The 15,243-nt window shown below is 68.4% G+C and carries 18 protein-coding genes; 11 read left to right on the top strand and 7 right to left on the bottom strand.

Annotated elements, in window-relative coordinates; translation table 11 throughout:
• Positions 1-59: 59 nt before the first annotated feature.
• Positions 60-275 (bottom strand): SlyX family protein, encoded by a 216-nt coding sequence (locus EK403_RS02980; protein WP_128776019.1) that lies wholly within the window; start codon positions 273-275, stop codon positions 60-62.
• Positions 268-693 (bottom strand): YbaN family protein, encoded by a 426-nt coding sequence (locus tag EK403_RS02985; protein ID WP_128776020.1) that lies wholly within the window; start codon positions 691-693, stop codon positions 268-270. Before EK403_RS02985 ends, EK403_RS02980 begins: the two co-directional genes overlap by 8 nt.
• A gap of 103 nt (positions 694-796) precedes the next feature.
• Here EK403_RS02985 and EK403_RS02990 point away from each other — a divergent pair, with 103 nt between their 5' ends.
• Positions 797-1,561 (top strand): DUF502 domain-containing protein, encoded by a 765-nt coding sequence (locus EK403_RS02990; protein ID WP_245479472.1) that lies wholly within the window; start codon positions 797-799, stop codon positions 1,559-1,561.
• Positions 1,562-1,680: 119 nt separating this feature from the next.
• The gene (locus EK403_RS02995; protein ID WP_128776021.1) at positions 1,681-1,860 is read left to right on the top strand and encodes a hypothetical protein; all 180 of its coding nucleotides are present in this window, start codon (positions 1,681-1,683) and stop codon (positions 1,858-1,860) included.
• Positions 1,861-1,998: 138 nt separating this feature from the next.
• On the opposite strand, the gene recG is transcribed toward EK403_RS02995, so the two are convergent.
• Positions 1,999-4,098, bottom strand: a complete 2,100-nt coding sequence (gene recG, locus EK403_RS03000) for an ATP-dependent DNA helicase RecG (RefSeq protein WP_128776022.1) — start codon at positions 4,096-4,098, stop codon at positions 1,999-2,001.
• A 216-nt stretch (positions 4,099-4,314) separates the two neighbouring features.
• Here recG and EK403_RS03005 point away from each other — a divergent pair, with 216 nt between their 5' ends.
• The 3 genes from EK403_RS03005 to EK403_RS03015 all read left to right on the top strand — a co-directional run bounded on the left by EK403_RS03005 (position 4,315) and on the right by EK403_RS03015 (position 10,795).
• Positions 4,315-4,617, top strand: a complete 303-nt coding sequence (locus EK403_RS03005; protein WP_128776023.1) for an FAD assembly factor SdhE — start codon at positions 4,315-4,317, stop codon at positions 4,615-4,617.
• 209 nt (positions 4,618-4,826) lie between these two features.
• Entirely contained in the window at positions 4,827-8,339 is a 3,513-nt protein-coding gene (gene mfd / locus EK403_RS03010) for a transcription-repair coupling factor (RefSeq protein WP_128776024.1), read from the top strand.
• A gap of 308 nt (positions 8,340-8,647) precedes the next feature.
• The gene (locus EK403_RS03015) at positions 8,648-10,795 is read left to right on the top strand and encodes an alpha/beta hydrolase (RefSeq protein WP_128776025.1); all 2,148 of its coding nucleotides are present in this window, start codon (positions 8,648-8,650) and stop codon (positions 10,793-10,795) included.
• Positions 10,796-10,866: 71 nt separating this feature from the next.
• Here EK403_RS03015 and EK403_RS03020 read toward each other — a convergent pair whose 3' ends face one another.
• Positions 10,867-11,490 carry a DsbA family oxidoreductase gene (locus EK403_RS03020; RefSeq protein ID WP_342633765.1) on the bottom strand — a complete coding sequence of 208 codons (624 nt, stop codon included), beginning with the start codon at positions 11,488-11,490 and terminating at the stop codon, positions 10,867-10,869.
• 121 nt (positions 11,491-11,611) lie between these two features.
• On the opposite strand from EK403_RS03020, the gene EK403_RS03025 reads away from it, so the two are divergent.
• Positions 11,612-11,947 carry a hypothetical protein gene (locus EK403_RS03025; RefSeq protein ID WP_128776026.1) on the top strand — a complete coding sequence of 112 codons (336 nt, stop codon included), beginning with the start codon at positions 11,612-11,614 and terminating at the stop codon, positions 11,945-11,947.
• Here the strand turns inward: EK403_RS03025 and EK403_RS03030 are convergent.
• The 3 genes from EK403_RS03030 to EK403_RS22900 are packed head-to-tail and all read right to left on the bottom strand — an operon-like array spanning position 11,919 to position 13,184.
• Entirely contained in the window at positions 11,919-12,245 is a 327-nt protein-coding gene (locus tag EK403_RS03030; protein ID WP_128776027.1) for a hypothetical protein, read from the bottom strand. The genes EK403_RS03025 and EK403_RS03030 overlap by 29 nt on opposite strands.
• A 24-nt stretch (positions 12,246-12,269) precedes the next feature.
• Complete coding sequence (locus EK403_RS03035; RefSeq protein WP_128776028.1) at positions 12,270-12,509, bottom strand: hypothetical protein; 240 nt, start codon at positions 12,507-12,509, stop codon at positions 12,270-12,272.
• An 18-nt stretch (positions 12,510-12,527) separates the two neighbouring features.
• Positions 12,528-13,184: a S24 family peptidase gene (locus tag EK403_RS22900; RefSeq protein WP_245479473.1), complete on the bottom strand. Its 657-nt coding sequence runs from the start codon at positions 13,182-13,184 to the stop codon at positions 12,528-12,530.
• 245 nt (positions 13,185-13,429) lie between these two features.
• On the opposite strand from EK403_RS22900, the gene EK403_RS03045 reads away from it, so the two are divergent.
• The 5 genes from EK403_RS03045 to EK403_RS03060 are packed head-to-tail and all read left to right on the top strand — an operon-like array spanning position 13,430 to position 15,240.
• The gene (locus EK403_RS03045; protein WP_164919477.1) at positions 13,430-13,729 is read left to right on the top strand and encodes a helix-turn-helix domain-containing protein; all 300 of its coding nucleotides are present in this window, start codon (positions 13,430-13,432) and stop codon (positions 13,727-13,729) included.
• Complete coding sequence (locus EK403_RS22140) at positions 13,729-13,902, top strand: hypothetical protein (RefSeq protein ID WP_164919478.1); 174 nt, start codon at positions 13,729-13,731, stop codon at positions 13,900-13,902. Before EK403_RS03045 ends, EK403_RS22140 begins: the two co-directional genes overlap by 1 nt.
• A complete protein-coding gene (locus EK403_RS03050; protein WP_128776030.1) occupies positions 13,899-14,138 on the top strand; it encodes a hypothetical protein in 240 nt (79 codons plus the stop codon). The genes EK403_RS22140 and EK403_RS03050 overlap by 4 nt, the downstream gene beginning before the upstream one ends.
• Entirely contained in the window at positions 14,138-14,353 is a 216-nt protein-coding gene (locus EK403_RS03055; RefSeq protein ID WP_128776031.1) for a hypothetical protein, read from the top strand. The genes EK403_RS03050 and EK403_RS03055 overlap by 1 nt, the downstream gene beginning before the upstream one ends.
• On the top strand, positions 14,350-15,240 hold the full coding sequence (locus EK403_RS03060) for a ParB N-terminal domain-containing protein (RefSeq protein WP_128776032.1): 891 nt from the start codon (positions 14,350-14,352) through the stop codon (positions 15,238-15,240). Before EK403_RS03055 ends, EK403_RS03060 begins: the two co-directional genes overlap by 4 nt.
• Positions 15,241-15,243: the final 3 nt, after the last annotated feature.

Below are 15,243 nucleotides of genomic sequence, written 5' to 3' on the forward strand. Positions count from 1 at the left end.
CGGCTTTTTTCGAAGATGGACGGACGAATGTTACGGGGTCGCGCACCGCGTCGGAGCGTTCAGTAGTGCGGAGGCGGACGGTCGACCGGCCCCGGTCCCGCGACCGCCTCCTCCATACGCTCGCCGAGGGCCTCGACCTCGCGCTTCAGGCGCTCGATCGTCGCCCATTGGGCGGTGACGACCTCGTTGAGCGCCTCGATGGTCCGGTCCTGATGCGCGACGCGCGATTCGAGCGCCTCGACGCGATCCCCCAGCCGATCGCCTTCTTCAGTCATCGGTCGAATCCTTCATTGGCCGCGAGGGGCGCGTGCCGACATACATCGCCCCGATCACGATGAGCGCGAGGGTCGCGCCGACAGCGATCGGCGGGGCGGTCGACAGCATGATCAGCACGGCTGAGAAAGACATGCCCGCGAACGCCGCGATCTTGCCGCGCAGCGGGATCGCGCCGTCGCTCCGCCACGCCTTCACCGTCGGCCCGAGCCGGGGATGTTCGAGCAACCAAGTCTCCAACCGCGGCGAGCCGCGCGCGAAGCAGGCGGCCGCGAGGATCAGGAAGACCGTCCCTGGCATCACCGGCAGGATCAGTCCGGCGACGCCGAGGCCGACGAGCAGCCAGCCTGCCGCGAGCCAGCCCAGGCGGACGACGGAAGACGGCCGCGCGTCGCGGTCGCGATCGGGAGGAGGTTGCATGTTCCGCCAGCCTCCTATCGCATCGGGGTCGCGCCGCGCCAGATGATATGCGCTATTGTGCGTCGCGGCGCCCGTGCGGGGCGCGACGAAATGGGTGATTCCGATGACGCAGCCTGCGCCCGGCGCCCTTGGACCGCTCGGCGAACCCGTCCCGGCGCCGAAGCCGCACGGTCTTGCGCGGCTTCGCAACTATTTCCTCACCGGCCTCGTGGTGGCGGGTCCGGTCGCCATCACCATCTGGCTCACGCTCTGGCTCATCAACCTGATCGACGGCTGGGTGAAGCCGCTGATCCCGCCGGCCTGGAACCCGAACAGCTACCTGCCGGTGGCGGTGCCGGGCGTCGGCGTGCTGGCCGCGGTCATCGGTCTCACCATCCTAGGCTTCCTCGCCGCGAACCTCGTCGGCCGCACCATCGTGCAGTCCGGCGAGAACGTGCTCGATCGGATGCCGGTGGTGCGCTCGCTCTACAAGGGCGTGAAGCAGATCTTCGAGACCGTCTTCAAGCAGGACGGCACGAGCTTCCGCCGGGTCGGACTGATCGAATGGCCGGGTCCCGGAATGTGGTCGATCTGCTTCATCACAGAGCCGGCGCGGGGCGCGCTCGCGGCCGGCCTGCCGGGTCCCGACCACGTCTGCCTGTTTGTGCCCTGCACCCCGAACCCGACCACCGGCTATCTGGTGATGATGGAGGAATCCAAGGTCACCGAGATCGGCGTGACGACCGACGAGGCCTTCAAGCTCATCATGTCGATGGGCATCATCCAGCCGGCCGAGGCGCTGGCCAAGGCCCAGGTCGAGCCGGCCTCGCCGCCGCCACAGATCGACGCCTCGCCGAGCCGCGCGGCCGAAACGGAAGCCGCCGAATAGCGACGCTTCAGAGAATCTGACGCCGAGGTCGACGCAACGCAGCCATGCTGAACTGCGGGGTATGATGGCCCGTCGCTTGCTCATCTGTCTTCGACGAAAGTCGGAGAAGGAGCATCGACATGGGCGTCGCGGAACTCGTGGTGGCGATCTGCCTGCAGGCCGAGCCGTCGTCGTGCCGCATTTTTCATCAGCGTCAGCATTCGGCGCTCAACGGCTGCGCCGTCGTCGAGGAGAATGACGAGCTGACGGTCGAGCCGGGCTGGTATCTCGCCCGCTGGACCTGCCGGTGGCGGCGTTGAAGGCGATCACCGCGCCGACGTCCCCCCCGTGAGCCGGGACCCATTCGGCTCAACCCGTCCACGAAGCCGCGACGGCGGGACTTCTTCAGCGCGGCGCCCAATGGGTCCCGGCTCTTCGGCCGGGACATGAGCGCAGCGTCAGCCCGCGCGCAAGAGTCTGACGGCGGCGTCGCGCTCGAACAGGTGCAGCAGGAGCCGCAGCGCTTGGCCGCGCTCTCCCGTCAGGTTGGGGTCGCGCGAGAGGATCAGCCCGGCGTCGTCATGGGCGACGCGGACCAGCGCGCCATGCGTCTCGAGCCTCGCGAGGCGGAACACCGGGGCGCCGCTCTGGCGCGCGCCCAGCACCTCGCCCTCGCCCCGAAGCTCTAGGTCCTTCTCGGCGATGACGAAGCCGTCCTCGGTGTCGCGCAGCGTCTCGAGCCGCGCCTTCGCGGTCTCGCCGAGCGGGCCCTTCCAGAGCAGCAGGCAGGTCGACCGGCCCGCGCCCCGTCCCACACGTCCGCGCAGCTGATGGAGCTGGGCGAGGCCGAAGCGCTCGGCGTGCTCGATCACCATGACGGTCGCTTCCGGCACGTTGACCCCGACCTCGATCACCGTGGTCGCGACCAGGATCGGCGTTTCGCCCGAGACGAAGCGAGCCACGGCCGCATCCTTCTCCGCGCCCTTCATCCGGCCGTGGACGAGGCCCACCCGGCCGGGAAACGCCTCGGAGAGCGCGCCGAAGCGGTCCTCCGCGGCCGCGACGTCGAGCGTCTCGGACTGCTCGACCAGCGGACAGACCCAATAGACCCGCGCGCCGTTCTCGATCGCCCGGCCAACCGCGCCATACACCTCGTCGAGCCGCTCGAGGCTGACGAGCCGCGTGTCGATCGGCGTGCGGCCCGGCGGCTTCTCGTCGAGCGCCGAATGGTCCATGTCGCCGAAGGTCGTCAGCACCAGCGTGCGCGGGATCGGGGTCGCGGTCATCACCAGCACGTCGACGGCCGCGCCTTTGCTCGCGAGCGCGAGCCGCTGGCGGACGCCGAATTTGTGCTGTTCGTCCACGACCGCCAATGCGAGGTCGCGGAACGCGACGTCGTCCGAGAACAGCGCATGGGTGCCGACGATGAGGTCGACCTCCCCGGCCTCGAGCCGCATCAGCAGGCTCGCGCGCTCGCGGCCCTTCTCGCGCCCGGTGAGGACCGCGACGCGAATGCCGGCCGTCGCCGCGAGCGGCTCCAGCGTCGCGAGGTGCTGGCGGGCGAGGATTTCGGTCGGCGCCATCAGCGCCGCCTGGCGGCCGGCCTCGATTGCGGTCGCGGCCGCGAGCAGCGCGACGACGGTCTTGCCCGAGCCGACGTCGCCCTGAAGCAGGCGGAGCATCCGCGTCTCCGAGGCCAGGTCGGCGCGGATCGCCGCGACGGCGCGCGTCTGCGCGCCGGTCAGCGCAAAGGAAAGCGCCGCCTCGATCTTCCGCGACAGTCTTCCGTCTCCGACCGTCGCGCGTCCGCCGAGGCGCCGCATGCGCGCCCGGACGAGCTGAAGCGCCAGCTGGTTCGCGAGCAGCTCGTCATAGGCGAGACGGGTGAGCGCTGGCCCTTCGGGCGCGACGTCGCCCGGCCGGCGCGGCCGATGCAGCGTCTCGAGCGCCGTCCTGAAGCCCGGAAAATCGCGCTGCGCGAGGAAGGCCGCATTCTGCCACTCCGGCAGCTCCGGCGTCCGCTCGAGCGCCGCGCGGGCGGTCCGCGCCAGAAGCCCGTGTGTCACGCCCTCGACCAGCGGGTAGGTCGGCTCGACCGGCGGCAGCTTGGCGAGCCCCTCGGCGTCGAGCACATGGCTCGGATGGACCATCTGGAACGCGCCGTCGAACAGCTCGGGCGCGCCCGACACCCAGCGCTTCTCGCCGAGCGGCAGCAGGCGCTCGATGTATCCCGCCTGCGCGCGGAAGAAGACCAGGGTCATCGCGCCGGTCGGATCGGCGACGACGACGCGGTAGGGCGCGCGCGGCGAGCGCGGCGGCTGGTGACGCTCGACCTCGACCTCGAGCGTCGCGACCTCGCCCGCGACGAGCTCGGAGATCGTCGGCCGCGCCCGCCGGTCGATCGCGCCGGACGGCGCATGGAACAGGACGTCGACGACGCGCGGACCTTCGGGCCGCGCATCCGGCAGCAGCCGGCCGAGCGCCTTCGCGACCTTCGGCCCGACGCCCGGCAGGGTCGTGGCTTCGGCGAAGAGGGGATCGAGGCGGGAGTCGCGCATGGGGGCGATAGAGGAGGGCGGGGCTCGAAAGGATGCAAGGGCATGAAGCGTCATCCCGGCCGGAGCGTTTGCGGAGAGCCGGGATCGCGTTCAGGCAAAGGAGCAGGCAGCAGGCGCCAAATCCGGGGACGATCCCGGATCGGCCTGTCGGCCGTCCGGGATGACGGCGTATCTCGGGCTGGCGCGAGGCCGGCGAAGGCGCCACATGTTGAGCGCATGACCGGCACCACCCGAACGACGGAAGGCCTCGATCCCGCGCGTCGCCGCGCGCTCTACCGCTCCTGGCGGCGCGGCACGCGCGAGATGGATCTTCTGATGGGCCGTTTCGCGGACGCCGAGATCGACCGCTTCGACGAAGCGGAGTTCGCCGCGTTCGAGGCGCTCATCGAGGTCCCGGACCGCGACCTGTTCGCCTGGATCGCCGAGAAGGAAGCGGTTCCGGCCAATTACGACACGGGCGTGTTCCGGCGCTTGAAGGCGTTCCACGAGGCGTATCCGACGACGGAGCATATCGGATAGCCGATCTCGGACCTGCGGACTGCGTGCTTCGAGACGGCCCTTCAGGCCTCCTCAGCGTGAGGAGGGCTCAACGCGCCATCGGCGTTGAGCGGCTCGGCGTCGTTCTGTAAAGCCACCCTTCACGCTCCTCATGCTGAGGAGCCTCGCATAAGCGAGGCGTCTCGAAGCACGCGATCCGCTGCCGCCACCCCGTCGATCTTGAACGTACGATGACCCTCAAGCTTTCCGCCCTGCTCGACGCCAAGCCGGCGACGATCTCCAACGTCCCCGACGGCTTCGACGCGCTCGTCGTCGCCGACCTCGCCCGCGCGCTCGCGGCGCAGCGCCACGACGCGGCGGGCGTGCTGCATGTCGCGCGCGACGGGTCAAGGCTCGCGGCGATGGAGCGGGCGCTCGCCTTCGTCGCGCCGGACGTCGAACGCCTGACCTTCCCGGCCTGGGACTGCCAGCCCTACGACCGCGTCTCGCCGAACGCCGCGGCGGTGGCGGCCCGCACGACGACGCTCGCGCGCATCGCGGCGACGCGCGGCGGCGAGAAGCCGCGCGTCGTGCTGACGACCGTGAACGCGGCCCTCCAGCGCGTCGCGACGCCCGGGACCGTCACCCGCCAGAGTTTTTCGGCCGCGCCCGGCAACGTCGTCGACCTCAAGGCGCTCGCCGAATGGCTCGAGGTCAACGGCTTCATGCGCGCCTCGACCGTGCGCGACTACGGAGAGTATGCGATCCGGGGCGGCATCGTGGACCTGTTTCCCGCAGGCCACGCCGAGCCGATCCGACTCGACTTCTTCGGCGACGCGCTGGAGACCATCCGGCCCTTCGATCCCGAGACCCAGCGCTCGACCGGGCAGCTCCGCGCGCTCGACCTCGTGCCGATGTCGGAGGTGCAGCTCACCTCCGAGACGATCCGCCGCTTCCGCCAGTCCTACGCCGCGACATTCGGCGCGCCGGGGCCGAACGATCCGCTCTACGCCGCGGTGAGCGAAGGTCGCCGCTACCCCGGCATGGAGCACTGGCTGCCGCTGTTCCACGACGGGCTCGCCACCCTGTTCGACCATCTGCCGGACGCCCGCCTGGTGCTCGATCCGCTGGTCGAGGACGCGGCCGGCGAGCGGCTCGCCCAGATCGCCGACTATCACGACGCCCGCGCCGAGGCCCTCAAGCACGACAAGTCGGCCGCGACCTACAAGCCGCTGCCCGCCGATGCGCTTTACCTCGCCCCGAAGGAATGGAGCGAGCGAGTCGAGGCCGCGGCGCCGATCCGGCTCTCGCCCTTCGCCGCGCCGGACGGGCAGGGCCAACGGACCTTCGACGCCGGCGCGCGGGCGGGCCGCAGCTTCGCGGCTGAGCGGGCGGACGAGAACGCCAACGTCTTCGACGCCGTCGTGTCCCACATCAGAGCCCTGCAGGGCGAGGGCAGGCGGGTCGTCGTCGCCGCCTGGACGGAGGGCGCGCGCGAGCGGCTCGGCACCGTGCTGACCGACCACGGGCTGAAGGCGACGCGTCCCGTCGCGAACTGGCGCGATGCGATGGCGCTGCCCCCGGAGGCCGTCGCGCTCGGCGTGCTCGGCGTCGAACAGGGCTTCGTCACCGACGACGTCGCTGTCGTGGCCGAGCAGGACATTCTGGGCGACCGGCTCGCCCGCGGGCAGAAGAAGAGGCGCCGCGCGCAGGACTATCTGACGGAAGCCGCGGGCCTCGCGGCCGGCGACCTCGTGGTCCATGTCGACCACGGCATCGGCCGCTTCGTCGGGCTCAAGACCATCGAGGCCGCGGGCGCGCCGCATGACTGCGTCGAGCTGCATTACGCCAACAACGACAAGCTCTTCCTGCCGGTCGAGAACATCGAGCTGCTGTCCCGCTACGGCTCGGACGACGCCGAGGCTCAGCTCGACAAGCTGGGCGGCGTCGGCTGGCAGGGCCGCAAGGCGCGCCTCAAGAACCGCATCCGCGAGATGGCGGGCGAGCTCATCAAGATCGCGGCCGCCCGCATGGCCGCCGAGGCGTTCCGCGCGACGCCGCCGGACGGGCTCTATGACGAGTTCGCGGCGCGCTTCCCTTATGACGAGACCGAGGACCAGCAGGCCGCGATCGACGCCGTGCTGGACGATCTTGCGGCCGGGCGCCCGATGGACCGCCTGATCTGCGGCGACGTCGGCTTCGGCAAGACGGAGGTCGCGCTGCGCGCCGCCTTCGTGGTCGCGATGTCGGGCCGGCAGGTCGCGGTCGTGGTGCCCACCACTCTGCTCGCCCGCCAGCACCACAAGACCTTCGCGGACCGCTTCCGGGGCTTGCCCCTGAAGGTCGCGCAGGCTTCGCGCTTCGTGACCGCCAAGGAGCTGTCCGAGACCAAGAAGGGCCTCGCCTCCGGCGACGTCGACATCGTCGTCGGCACGCATGCGCTGCTCTCGAAGACCGTCCAGTTCAAGGATCTCGGCCTTGTCATCGTCGATGAGGAGCAGCATTTCGGCGTCGGCCACAAGGAGCGGCTGAAGCAGCTGCGCTCCGAGGTCCATGTGCTGACGCTGAGCGCGACACCGATCCCGCGCACGCTGCAGCTCGCCATGACGGGCGTCCGCGAGCTCTCGATGATCGCGACGCCGCCGGTCGACCGGCTCGCGGTCCGCTCCTTCATCGCGCCCTTCGACCCGCTGATCGTGCGCGAGGCGCTGCTGCGCGAGCGCTATCGCTCCGGCCAGTCCTTCTTCGTCTGCCCGCGCATCGAGGACATTGCGGAGGCCCGCGCCTTCCTCGCCTCCGAGGTGCCGGAGGTGAAGGTCGCGGTCGCGCACGGCCAGATGGCCGCGACCGAGCTCGAGAAGGTCATGACCGACTTCTATGAGGGCCGCTTCGACGTGCTGCTCTCGACCGCGATCGTGGAATCGGGCCTCGACATCCCGAACGCCAATACGCTGGTGGTCTACCGCGCCGACATGTTCGGCCTCGCGGCGCTCTATCAGCTGCGCGGCCGGGTGGGGCGAGCCAAGACCCGCGCCTATGCGCTGTTCACCGTGCCCGCCAACAAGACCCTGACCGTGAACGCCGAACGGCGTCTCAAGGTGCTGCAGTCGCTCGAAGGGCTCGGCGCCGGCTTCCAGCTGGCGTCGCATGATCTGGATATCCGCGGAGCCGGCAATCTGCTGGGCGAGGAGCAGTCGGGCCACATCCGCGAGGTCGGCTACGAGCTCTACCAGCAGATGCTCGCCGACGCCGTCGAGGCGCTCAAGGAGGGCGGGGCGCAGGTCGCCGACGACCGCTGGTCGCCGCAGATCACGCTCGGCGCGCCGGTGATGATCCCGGAGGAGTATGTCGGCGACCTCGCGGTGCGGCTGTCGCTCTATCGCCGCCTCGCCGAGATCGACGAGGACGAGGCGCTCGACGCCTTCGCGGCCGAGCTCGCGGACCGCTTCGGCCCGCCGCCCTCGGAGGTCAAGCAGCTGCTCGAGGTCGCGGCCATCAAGGCGCTCTGCCGCCGCGCCAATGTCGAGAAGATCGACGCCGGGCCAAAGGGCGTCGTGCTGTCGTTCCGCGACAACTCCTTCGCGAACCCCGATGGCCTCGTCATGCATATCGCCCGCGAGGAAGGGCCGAACGCCAAGGTGCGGCCCGACATGAAGGTCGTGTTCAAGCGGGAGTGGCCGACGCCGGCCATGCGGCTGAAGGGCTCGGCCAAGCTGCTCCGTGAGCTCGTCAGGATCGCCGAGGCGCCGAAGAAAGCGGCGTGAGCGCTCATCGCGCGCGCGTCACTGCGGCTGCGCAAGGCGATCGTGCGAAATCGCGGGCGCCCAAAAAGCCATCGTTCAGGTGGGATTCGGTCGAAGCGCCGGCCAGTCGCTTTGCGCGCATTTCCGAACATTTTCGAGAGGTGACTTTGCAGATTTGTGGTCCCGGGGAAGTGAACATTTGCCCACTTTTCGGCGCCCTCTCGCCGCTTGAGCCTCATACTTGATCTTGGCTGCGACGAAAGGCGAACCATAAGTTCTCCGCCGCCCGCGCTCCTCCTCCGACCGCGGAATACCGGAGAAATCAATCAATGTTCGGACGTTTACTTCGCCTCGCCGTTCTGGCGGGGGCGGCAGCGCTGTCTGTTGCCTGGATCACAAAAGCCGAGGCGGCCGAAGGGCCCTTCGCTGTCACCACGGGTTCCTACAAGTTCGTCGCGCGCGACGAACCGCTTGTCGCGACCGACCGCAAGGTCGATCTCTGGGGAGAGGTCTACCGGCCAAAAGATCTCGCCAGAGGTCCGTTTCCGCTCCTCTTGTTCCTGCACGGCAATCACGGCACCTGCGGAATATACGATGCCGAGAGGGGCGTGCGCGTCGACAATCGAAGCGACTACACCACCACCGGCGAGTGTCCGGGCAAGTATGTCGTGACGCCGAACCACCTCGGCTACGCATATCTTGCGGAGGAACTCGCCTCCTGGGGCTATGTCGTCGTTTCGATCAACGCCAATCGCGGCGTCACCGCCGGCGCCGGGCTGCCCGACGATCGCGGCCTGAATCTGATGCGCGGCCGGCTGATCCTGCGCAATCTCGCGCTGCTTTCCGACTGGAATCGTGGATCGGGCGCGATCGAAGCACCGGACTCCCTCGGCTTCGATCCCAAGGGCGTGATGGACTTTTCGCAGGTCGGCCTGATGGGTCACAGCCGTGGCGGCGAGGGCGCGCGCGCCGCGCTCCAACAGTTCCGCGACGAGGGCAGCCCGTTCGCAGGCATGATCGAGCCCATGACGATCCGCTCGATCTTCGAGATCGGGCCGGTCGACGGACAGACGTCGCGCGTGCTCGACGCCAACGGCGTCAACAGCATGATCCTGCTGCCGACCTGCGACGGCGACGTCTACAATCTTCAGGGCATGAAGGTGTTCGACCGCGTGTTCAGCCGCGGCGAGCCCGTCGACGACGTGAAGGCGTTCCACGGCACCTTCGCGGTGTGGGGCGCGAACCACAACGCCTACAACACCGAATGGCTGACCTCGGATTCACCGGGTTGCTATGGCGCGAACCAGATCTTTCCGGCGAGCGGACGGTCGTTGCCCCAGCAGACCACTGCGAAGGAGACCATCATACCGTTCTTCCGCGCGACGGTCGGACCGAACGCCAATCCCTCGCTTGCAAACAGGTTCGATCCCGCGGTGCAACTCCCCGACGTGTTGACTGATCTCACCAAATACGATCGCGGCTACCTCCCGCGGCCGATCAATGCGGAGACCGTCGTGCTGGAGCGCTTCACCAATGTGTCGGGCCTCAGCGATGCGGGCGTCCCCACGACCGCCGTCGGCTTGCGGGTCAGCCACCAGGCCGCCAGCTACGAGCATGATCCGTCGGTGCGCGTCGCGGAGGTGAACTGGGATCAGGCCTCGGCGAAGGAGCGCTACTTCCAGGTCAATCTCGCGCCCGAGGGACGCGATCTTTCAGCGTTCAAGACCTTTGCGTTCCGGGTCGCGCTCCGATGCTTCCAGAACATTTGCAAGAAGTTGCCGACCGATAAGGGCGAGATGAACTTGACCGTGGCGCTCGCGGACGCGACCGGCGCGACCTCGAACGAGATCCGCGTAGGCGCCCGCGTCCGGATCAGCCGCCCGATCGGGCCGGCCTTCTATGACGAGAACGACACGAACAGGTATTTGCACGGCACGCTCTACACGGTCGAGATTCCGCTGCAGGATTTCGACGTTGTGAACCTCGCGGCGATCACGGGCGTGCGCTTCAGATTCGAGCGCAAGCCCGCCGGCCTCGTCGACATTTCGGACCTCACGGCCACGACGCAGCTGCCCGCACTGCCTCAGGTCGCGGCCCTGGCCGAGATGTCGAGCACGTCGTCGGCCGGATTCGCTCCTGCGCCGAAGCTGGCCGCGGCGCCGACCGCCGGCGCGGACGGCAACCGGCTCAAGATCGTGCGCTCGAAGGCCCCCGCCGCGCCGCGGGCCGCCAAGGGAGGCGGGGCGACCGTCGACATCGTGCTGAGCTCGAAGCGCTCTTTCCCCGTCACGGGGGCATTGCCGAAGCTCACCGTGGGCGATCAGACGGTCGAAGGCGGCACGCCGTCGCCGGATGGCAAGACGCTCACCATCACAGTGCCGGCGAAGACCTTTAACGGGCTCAAGGACGGCGCCGACGTGTCGCTGTTCCTCCAGGCCAGCTCGCCGACCTGGAAGTTCGGGCCGCTCGCCAAGTAATCTGCGGCCGCGGAACCAAGGTTGACCATACGAACCGGGGCGCTGCGTCGAGAGGCGGAGCGCCCCGGTTCTCATTCCTCAGTTTCGTCTTCGTCGCCGAGCGCCCGGTCGATCGCCTCGACGAGCACCTCGGGCGGATGCGCGCCCATCACCACGAGCTCGCCGGCGAGGATGAAGCACGGCACGCCCTCGACGCCGATGGCCCGGGCTCGGTCGATCTCCTCGCGCACGATCTCGACGTCCTCGTCGCTGTCGAGCCGATCGCGCAGCGTCTCGCTGTCGAGGCCGGCCGCCTCGGCGGCCCGCGCGATGACGTCGAGATCGGAGATGTCCTCGCCTTCGGTGAAATAGGCCTCGAACAGCTGCTCGATCAGCGCGCCCTGGGCGGTCGCGCCCTCCTCGGCCGCCACGCGGATCGCGCGGTGCGCGTCGAGCGTGTTGGGCGAACGCTCGATCTCGGAGAACAGGAAGGCGATGCCCTCGTCGCGGCCGATCGCGGCGAGCTGCTGTAACGCGCAAGAACGGGTGGCGCCGGGCGGGATTATCCGGGAATAGGCGGGATCGGCCGGGACGGGCCAAGAACCTGAGGGCCTGAGGCGGACCGGCCGGGCCAGAAAGCCAGAAAGCCAGAAATCGGGGCGCGCAAGTTCGGATGGCGCCGAGAGGGCTTCGAGCGGCCGGCGGCCGCCCCGGATGTTGACAGGTCAATTCGGAAAATCGAGAGAGATCGGGCATGATGCCCGAACTGGGGCGGACCCCGTTTCAAAGTGGGGTCAACCCCAGTTCGAAACGCCGTCGAACGGATCGGAGTCGGGCATGGGACCGTATCGGCGCGCGCAGCTGACGGAGGCGAAGAGGCGGAGTCGCGCGGCGGCCCGCGAGGCCGAGGCCGAAGGGCGGCCGAAGCCGCATGCCGAGGCGGTGCGCGAAGCGTTGGCGGACGCGGCGCTGATCATCCTGGCCGTCAACGGGCCCGGACACGAGGAGATCATGCGCCTGGTGTGCGCCGGCTTCCCCGCGACGGCCGGCCTGCCGCTCCAGCTCCGCGCCAAGGCCCGAAGCGGCCGCCTACGGCCGAGGCGACTGACGCCGGAACGGCTCCGCGTGGCGACGAACCAGGACGTCAGCGAACGCAGCGACCCTGGTAGTTGACATCCGACACAAGGCCGTAGGTCGGAACGACGCGCCGAGAGGTGATCTCATAACCACGCGCGCACACTCCATCGCTATCGAGCCACGACTGCAACTGTGTCATGCGCGCCTTCTCGCCGAGGTCGTTGTCCGGATAGGCGAGGCTCATTTCGGCCCGGAATCTGAAAGAGCCATCCGGGTAAGGCGTGAAGCTACTTGTCGCGTTGCGGTCTATACGGGCCGTCGTCTCGCATCCGGCCGCTGACACAGCAAAAGCAATGCTGAAAATAAGGAGAAGGACGCGCTTCTTCGGACCCATCAGGGGTTCCCTCCCGATCAACGACTAACGAGACGCCTCATAGGCCCGGCGGAGCTTACCGTCCTCAGACCTGCGGATTTTCTCGACAGCTACAGCAATGACGCAGCTGTCGACCTTCTCGCGATCGTACTGTCCGAATTCGCGTTCGCAATTCTGGCGGATGTCGGCGATGATCTGCTCGCCAGACCGCGGAGAAAAGTCGATCGTCTTGATAAGGATAAGGGCGACGATCAGAACGCCTGAAATGATCCAAAACGCCTTCATCTACCCGCCCCGTCTCAGCTAAATGCTTCTACCAAACCACATTACGCGGCCGGCGACGTACAAGTCGACGGCTTCGTCGGCGCTGATCTCTTCCGGCGGATAGACCTCCTTGTTGTCGCTGATCAGCGTGAGCGAGCGGTTCATCTTGACGTGGATGCGCTTGAGCAAGAGCAGGCCGCCGACGCGCACGATGTAAATCCCAGCGTCCTCGATCCGGTCGATCGAGGTGTCGACGAGCAGGATGTCGCCCGACCGAATGGTCGGCTCCATCGAATCCCCGCGCGCCGTGAGCACGTGAGCGTTCTTTGGATTGATCCCGCGCCGGCGCAGCCACTCCGTGTCGAACGCCAAGAGGGCGACCGGCTCTTCATTTACCGCGAGTGACCCGGTTCCCGCGGCCGCCTCGACGTCGAGACGAGGAATCAAGGTGAGGTCCGGCGCCAAGCCCGGACTTTCTTGGCTCCCTTTCGGACCCTCCCCGGACACCAGCCATTCCAGGCGCACGCCTTCGGCCTTGGCGATCCTCGCCGCCGTATCGGCGCGCGGCATGCTGCCCTTGAGGTTCTGGGCGAGCGACGTGACCGAAAGCCCCCACTTCGCGGCGACTGAATTGACGCTCCGCTCGCCCACGAGCTCGCGAATCCGATCGGCGATGTTCCCCCCCGCTGCGGCCATCACCGGCGAACTCCGAAGCCGCTTCGGACTTCGCAGCGCCCGACCATCAGCTCAAAAAACTCTTCAACGTCAATCTTTTGGACGTCAAAGCGTTTAATCGGCCTGCTCGGTGAACTCCGAAACGTCGATATCGACGCTTTAACGTTGACGAATCGACGCACCTGCGCGTACCTTTGTCTGACGAACGTATGTCACTGCCCCCGAAAAAACCGGCCTGGCAGGGCCGGTCATCCGAAGGACGCCCGATGTCAGCGCAGAGCTGGGATCAGTACAGCATCAAGGCGGAGATCCACCGCCGCGGCGGGACCCTCACGGGCATCGCCGAGGAGGCTGGCCTCAAGAACACCGCCGCATGCCGGCTCGCCCTCTCCGGCAGCAACTATGCCGGCGCGAAGGCGATCAGCGCGTGGCTCGGCGTCCCCTTCGACGAGCTGTTCCCCCATCTCTATCGCCACCAGCGGGCGCGAGAGAACCGTATCCGCAAGGGATCAGCGGCGGCTAGTCAAAACCGCGCCCCCCGCGCTGCCGCGGCGAGGGCTTCGTGATGGCCGCGCCGTCAAAGAACAGGGTTAAGGCTGACGGTCTCCCACCGCTGGTCGCGCCTGAGCGCTACGACGAGCGGTCCGACCTGGTGGTCTACGCGCTCGTCGCTCTGACGCTGGCGATCGGGTCGCTGTTCGGCCTGGTCATCCTCGCGCACCAGGCGGCGCTGTCGTGAGCGACCGGCCGCCCCTCAGCCGCCAGATCTCGGCCCTGCAGGCCGAGATCCTCGTCCGCCGCAAGGAGCTCGACGAGGAGGTCCGGCGCGGCCGCGTCAAGGACAGCCAGCGGACCTTCATCCTCCAATCGCTCGAGGCCGCGGTCGACACGCTGAAATGGCTGCAGGCCATCGAGCCGACGCTCAAGCAGCGGCTCTGGAACAACGATCAGGCGCCGGCGGGAGGCTGCTGGTGATGGCGCACCCGCTTCAGGCCGTCGTCGACCACTTCCAGGCCGAGATCAATCACAACGTCTTCTGGGCCAACCGGCACCGCGAGGACGGCCATCTCGCGTCGGCCCAATACCGTGAAGACCACATCCGCAAGCTGACCGGATGGATCGTGGCCCTGCAGGCCGCGATCGACCAAAAACCCGGCCCTTCCGCATCACAAGAGACAGCATCAGCATGACCGCCGCGGCCACCATCCGCGCGATCGAGATCGCGCGCATCGACGACACAAACCGGCTCCGCCCCGTCAATCCTGGCGCGGTCGCGGCCCTCATGGAGGCCTATCAGGGCGGCGGCGACTGGGGCGCGATCCGCGTCGTCGAGCGCGGCGACACCTTCAAGCTCGTTTTCGGGGCCCAGCGCGTCGACGCCGCCCGCCGGCTCGGCCTGACCGAGATCGTCGCCGAAATCTGCACGGTCGAGCAGTATCCGGACGACACGGCGATCCGGCTCGACGAGATCCAGGAGAACTTCGTCCGCTACGAGCTCACCAAGCTCGACCGGGCCGTCAATCTCGCCGCGTGGAAGGCGATCTACGAGGCGGAAATACCGGTCGCAGGCCATGGCGGACGCCGCCGCGGCGCGGGCCGGAAAATCAAGTCGCAGAATTCTGCGTCTTTGCGCAAAGGGGGCGAGCAGCCCGCCTTCGCGGAGCGGTTCTCGGCCGCGGCGGCCGCCTTCCTGGACATATCGGAGCGCTCCGTTCAGCTCGCGGTGCAGATCGCCGAGGGCGTCTGCCCCGAGGCGCGGCTCCGGATCGCCTTCACGGACGCCGCCAAGAACCAGGCCGAGCTGCTGCTGCTCGCGAAGGAGCCGCCAGCGCGCCAACTCGCGATCTGCGACCTCCTGCTCTCCGAGCCGCCGGCCGCCCACGGCGTCGGCGAGGCGATCGCGATCCTCGACGGCCTTCAGATCGTCAAGCTCGCCGGCTGGGAGCGGCTCTCGGGCGCCTTCGCGCGGCTGAAGCCCGCGGAGCAGCAGGCGTTCTACGCGGCGCATGAGGACGAGATCCGCGCATGGCTCGCGATCCGCGACGCCGTGGCCGCCAGACGGCGCAAGGCGGCCTGAACC

The organism is Hansschlegelia zhihuaiae (assembly GCF_004103825.1).
Taxonomy (GTDB): Bacteria; Pseudomonadota; Alphaproteobacteria; order Rhizobiales; family Methylopilaceae; genus Methylopila; species Methylopila zhihuaiae.

Bases quoted from the DNA above. Each gene is read 5' to 3' on its own strand.
- EK403_RS02980 (WP_128776019.1), bottom strand. From the start codon at position 275: ATGACTGAAGAAGGCGATCGGCTGGGGGATCGCGTCGAGGCGCTCGAA.
- EK403_RS02985 (WP_128776020.1), bottom strand. From the start codon at position 693: ATGCAACCTCCTCCCGATCGCGACCGCGACGCGCGGCCGTCTTCCGTC.
- EK403_RS02990 (WP_245479472.1), top strand. From the start codon at position 797: ATGACGCAGCCTGCGCCCGGCGCCCTTGGACCGCTCGGCGAACCCGTC.
- EK403_RS02995 (WP_128776021.1), top strand. From the start codon at position 1,681: ATGGGCGTCGCGGAACTCGTGGTGGCGATCTGCCTGCAGGCCGAGCCG.
- recG (WP_128776022.1), bottom strand. From the start codon at position 4,098: ATGCGCGACTCCCGCCTCGATCCCCTCTTCGCCGAAGCCACGACCCTG.
- EK403_RS03005 (WP_128776023.1), top strand. From the start codon at position 4,315: ATGACCGGCACCACCCGAACGACGGAAGGCCTCGATCCCGCGCGTCGC.
- mfd (WP_128776024.1), top strand. From the start codon at position 4,827: ATGACCCTCAAGCTTTCCGCCCTGCTCGACGCCAAGCCGGCGACGATC.
- EK403_RS03015 (WP_128776025.1), top strand. From the start codon at position 8,648: ATGTTCGGACGTTTACTTCGCCTCGCCGTTCTGGCGGGGGCGGCAGCG.
- EK403_RS03025 (WP_128776026.1), top strand. From the start codon at position 11,612: ATGGGACCGTATCGGCGCGCGCAGCTGACGGAGGCGAAGAGGCGGAGT.
- EK403_RS03030 (WP_128776027.1), bottom strand. From the start codon at position 12,245: ATGGGTCCGAAGAAGCGCGTCCTTCTCCTTATTTTCAGCATTGCTTTT.
- EK403_RS03035 (WP_128776028.1), bottom strand. From the start codon at position 12,509: ATGAAGGCGTTTTGGATCATTTCAGGCGTTCTGATCGTCGCCCTTATC.
- EK403_RS22900 (WP_245479473.1), bottom strand. From the start codon at position 13,184: ATGGCCGCAGCGGGGGGGAACATCGCCGATCGGATTCGCGAGCTCGTG.
- EK403_RS03045 (WP_164919477.1), top strand. From the start codon at position 13,430: ATGTCAGCGCAGAGCTGGGATCAGTACAGCATCAAGGCGGAGATCCAC.
- EK403_RS22140 (WP_164919478.1), top strand. From the start codon at position 13,729: ATGGCCGCGCCGTCAAAGAACAGGGTTAAGGCTGACGGTCTCCCACCG.
- EK403_RS03055 (WP_128776031.1), top strand. From the start codon at position 14,138: ATGGCGCACCCGCTTCAGGCCGTCGTCGACCACTTCCAGGCCGAGATC.
- EK403_RS03060 (WP_128776032.1), top strand. From the start codon at position 14,350: ATGACCGCCGCGGCCACCATCCGCGCGATCGAGATCGCGCGCATCGAC.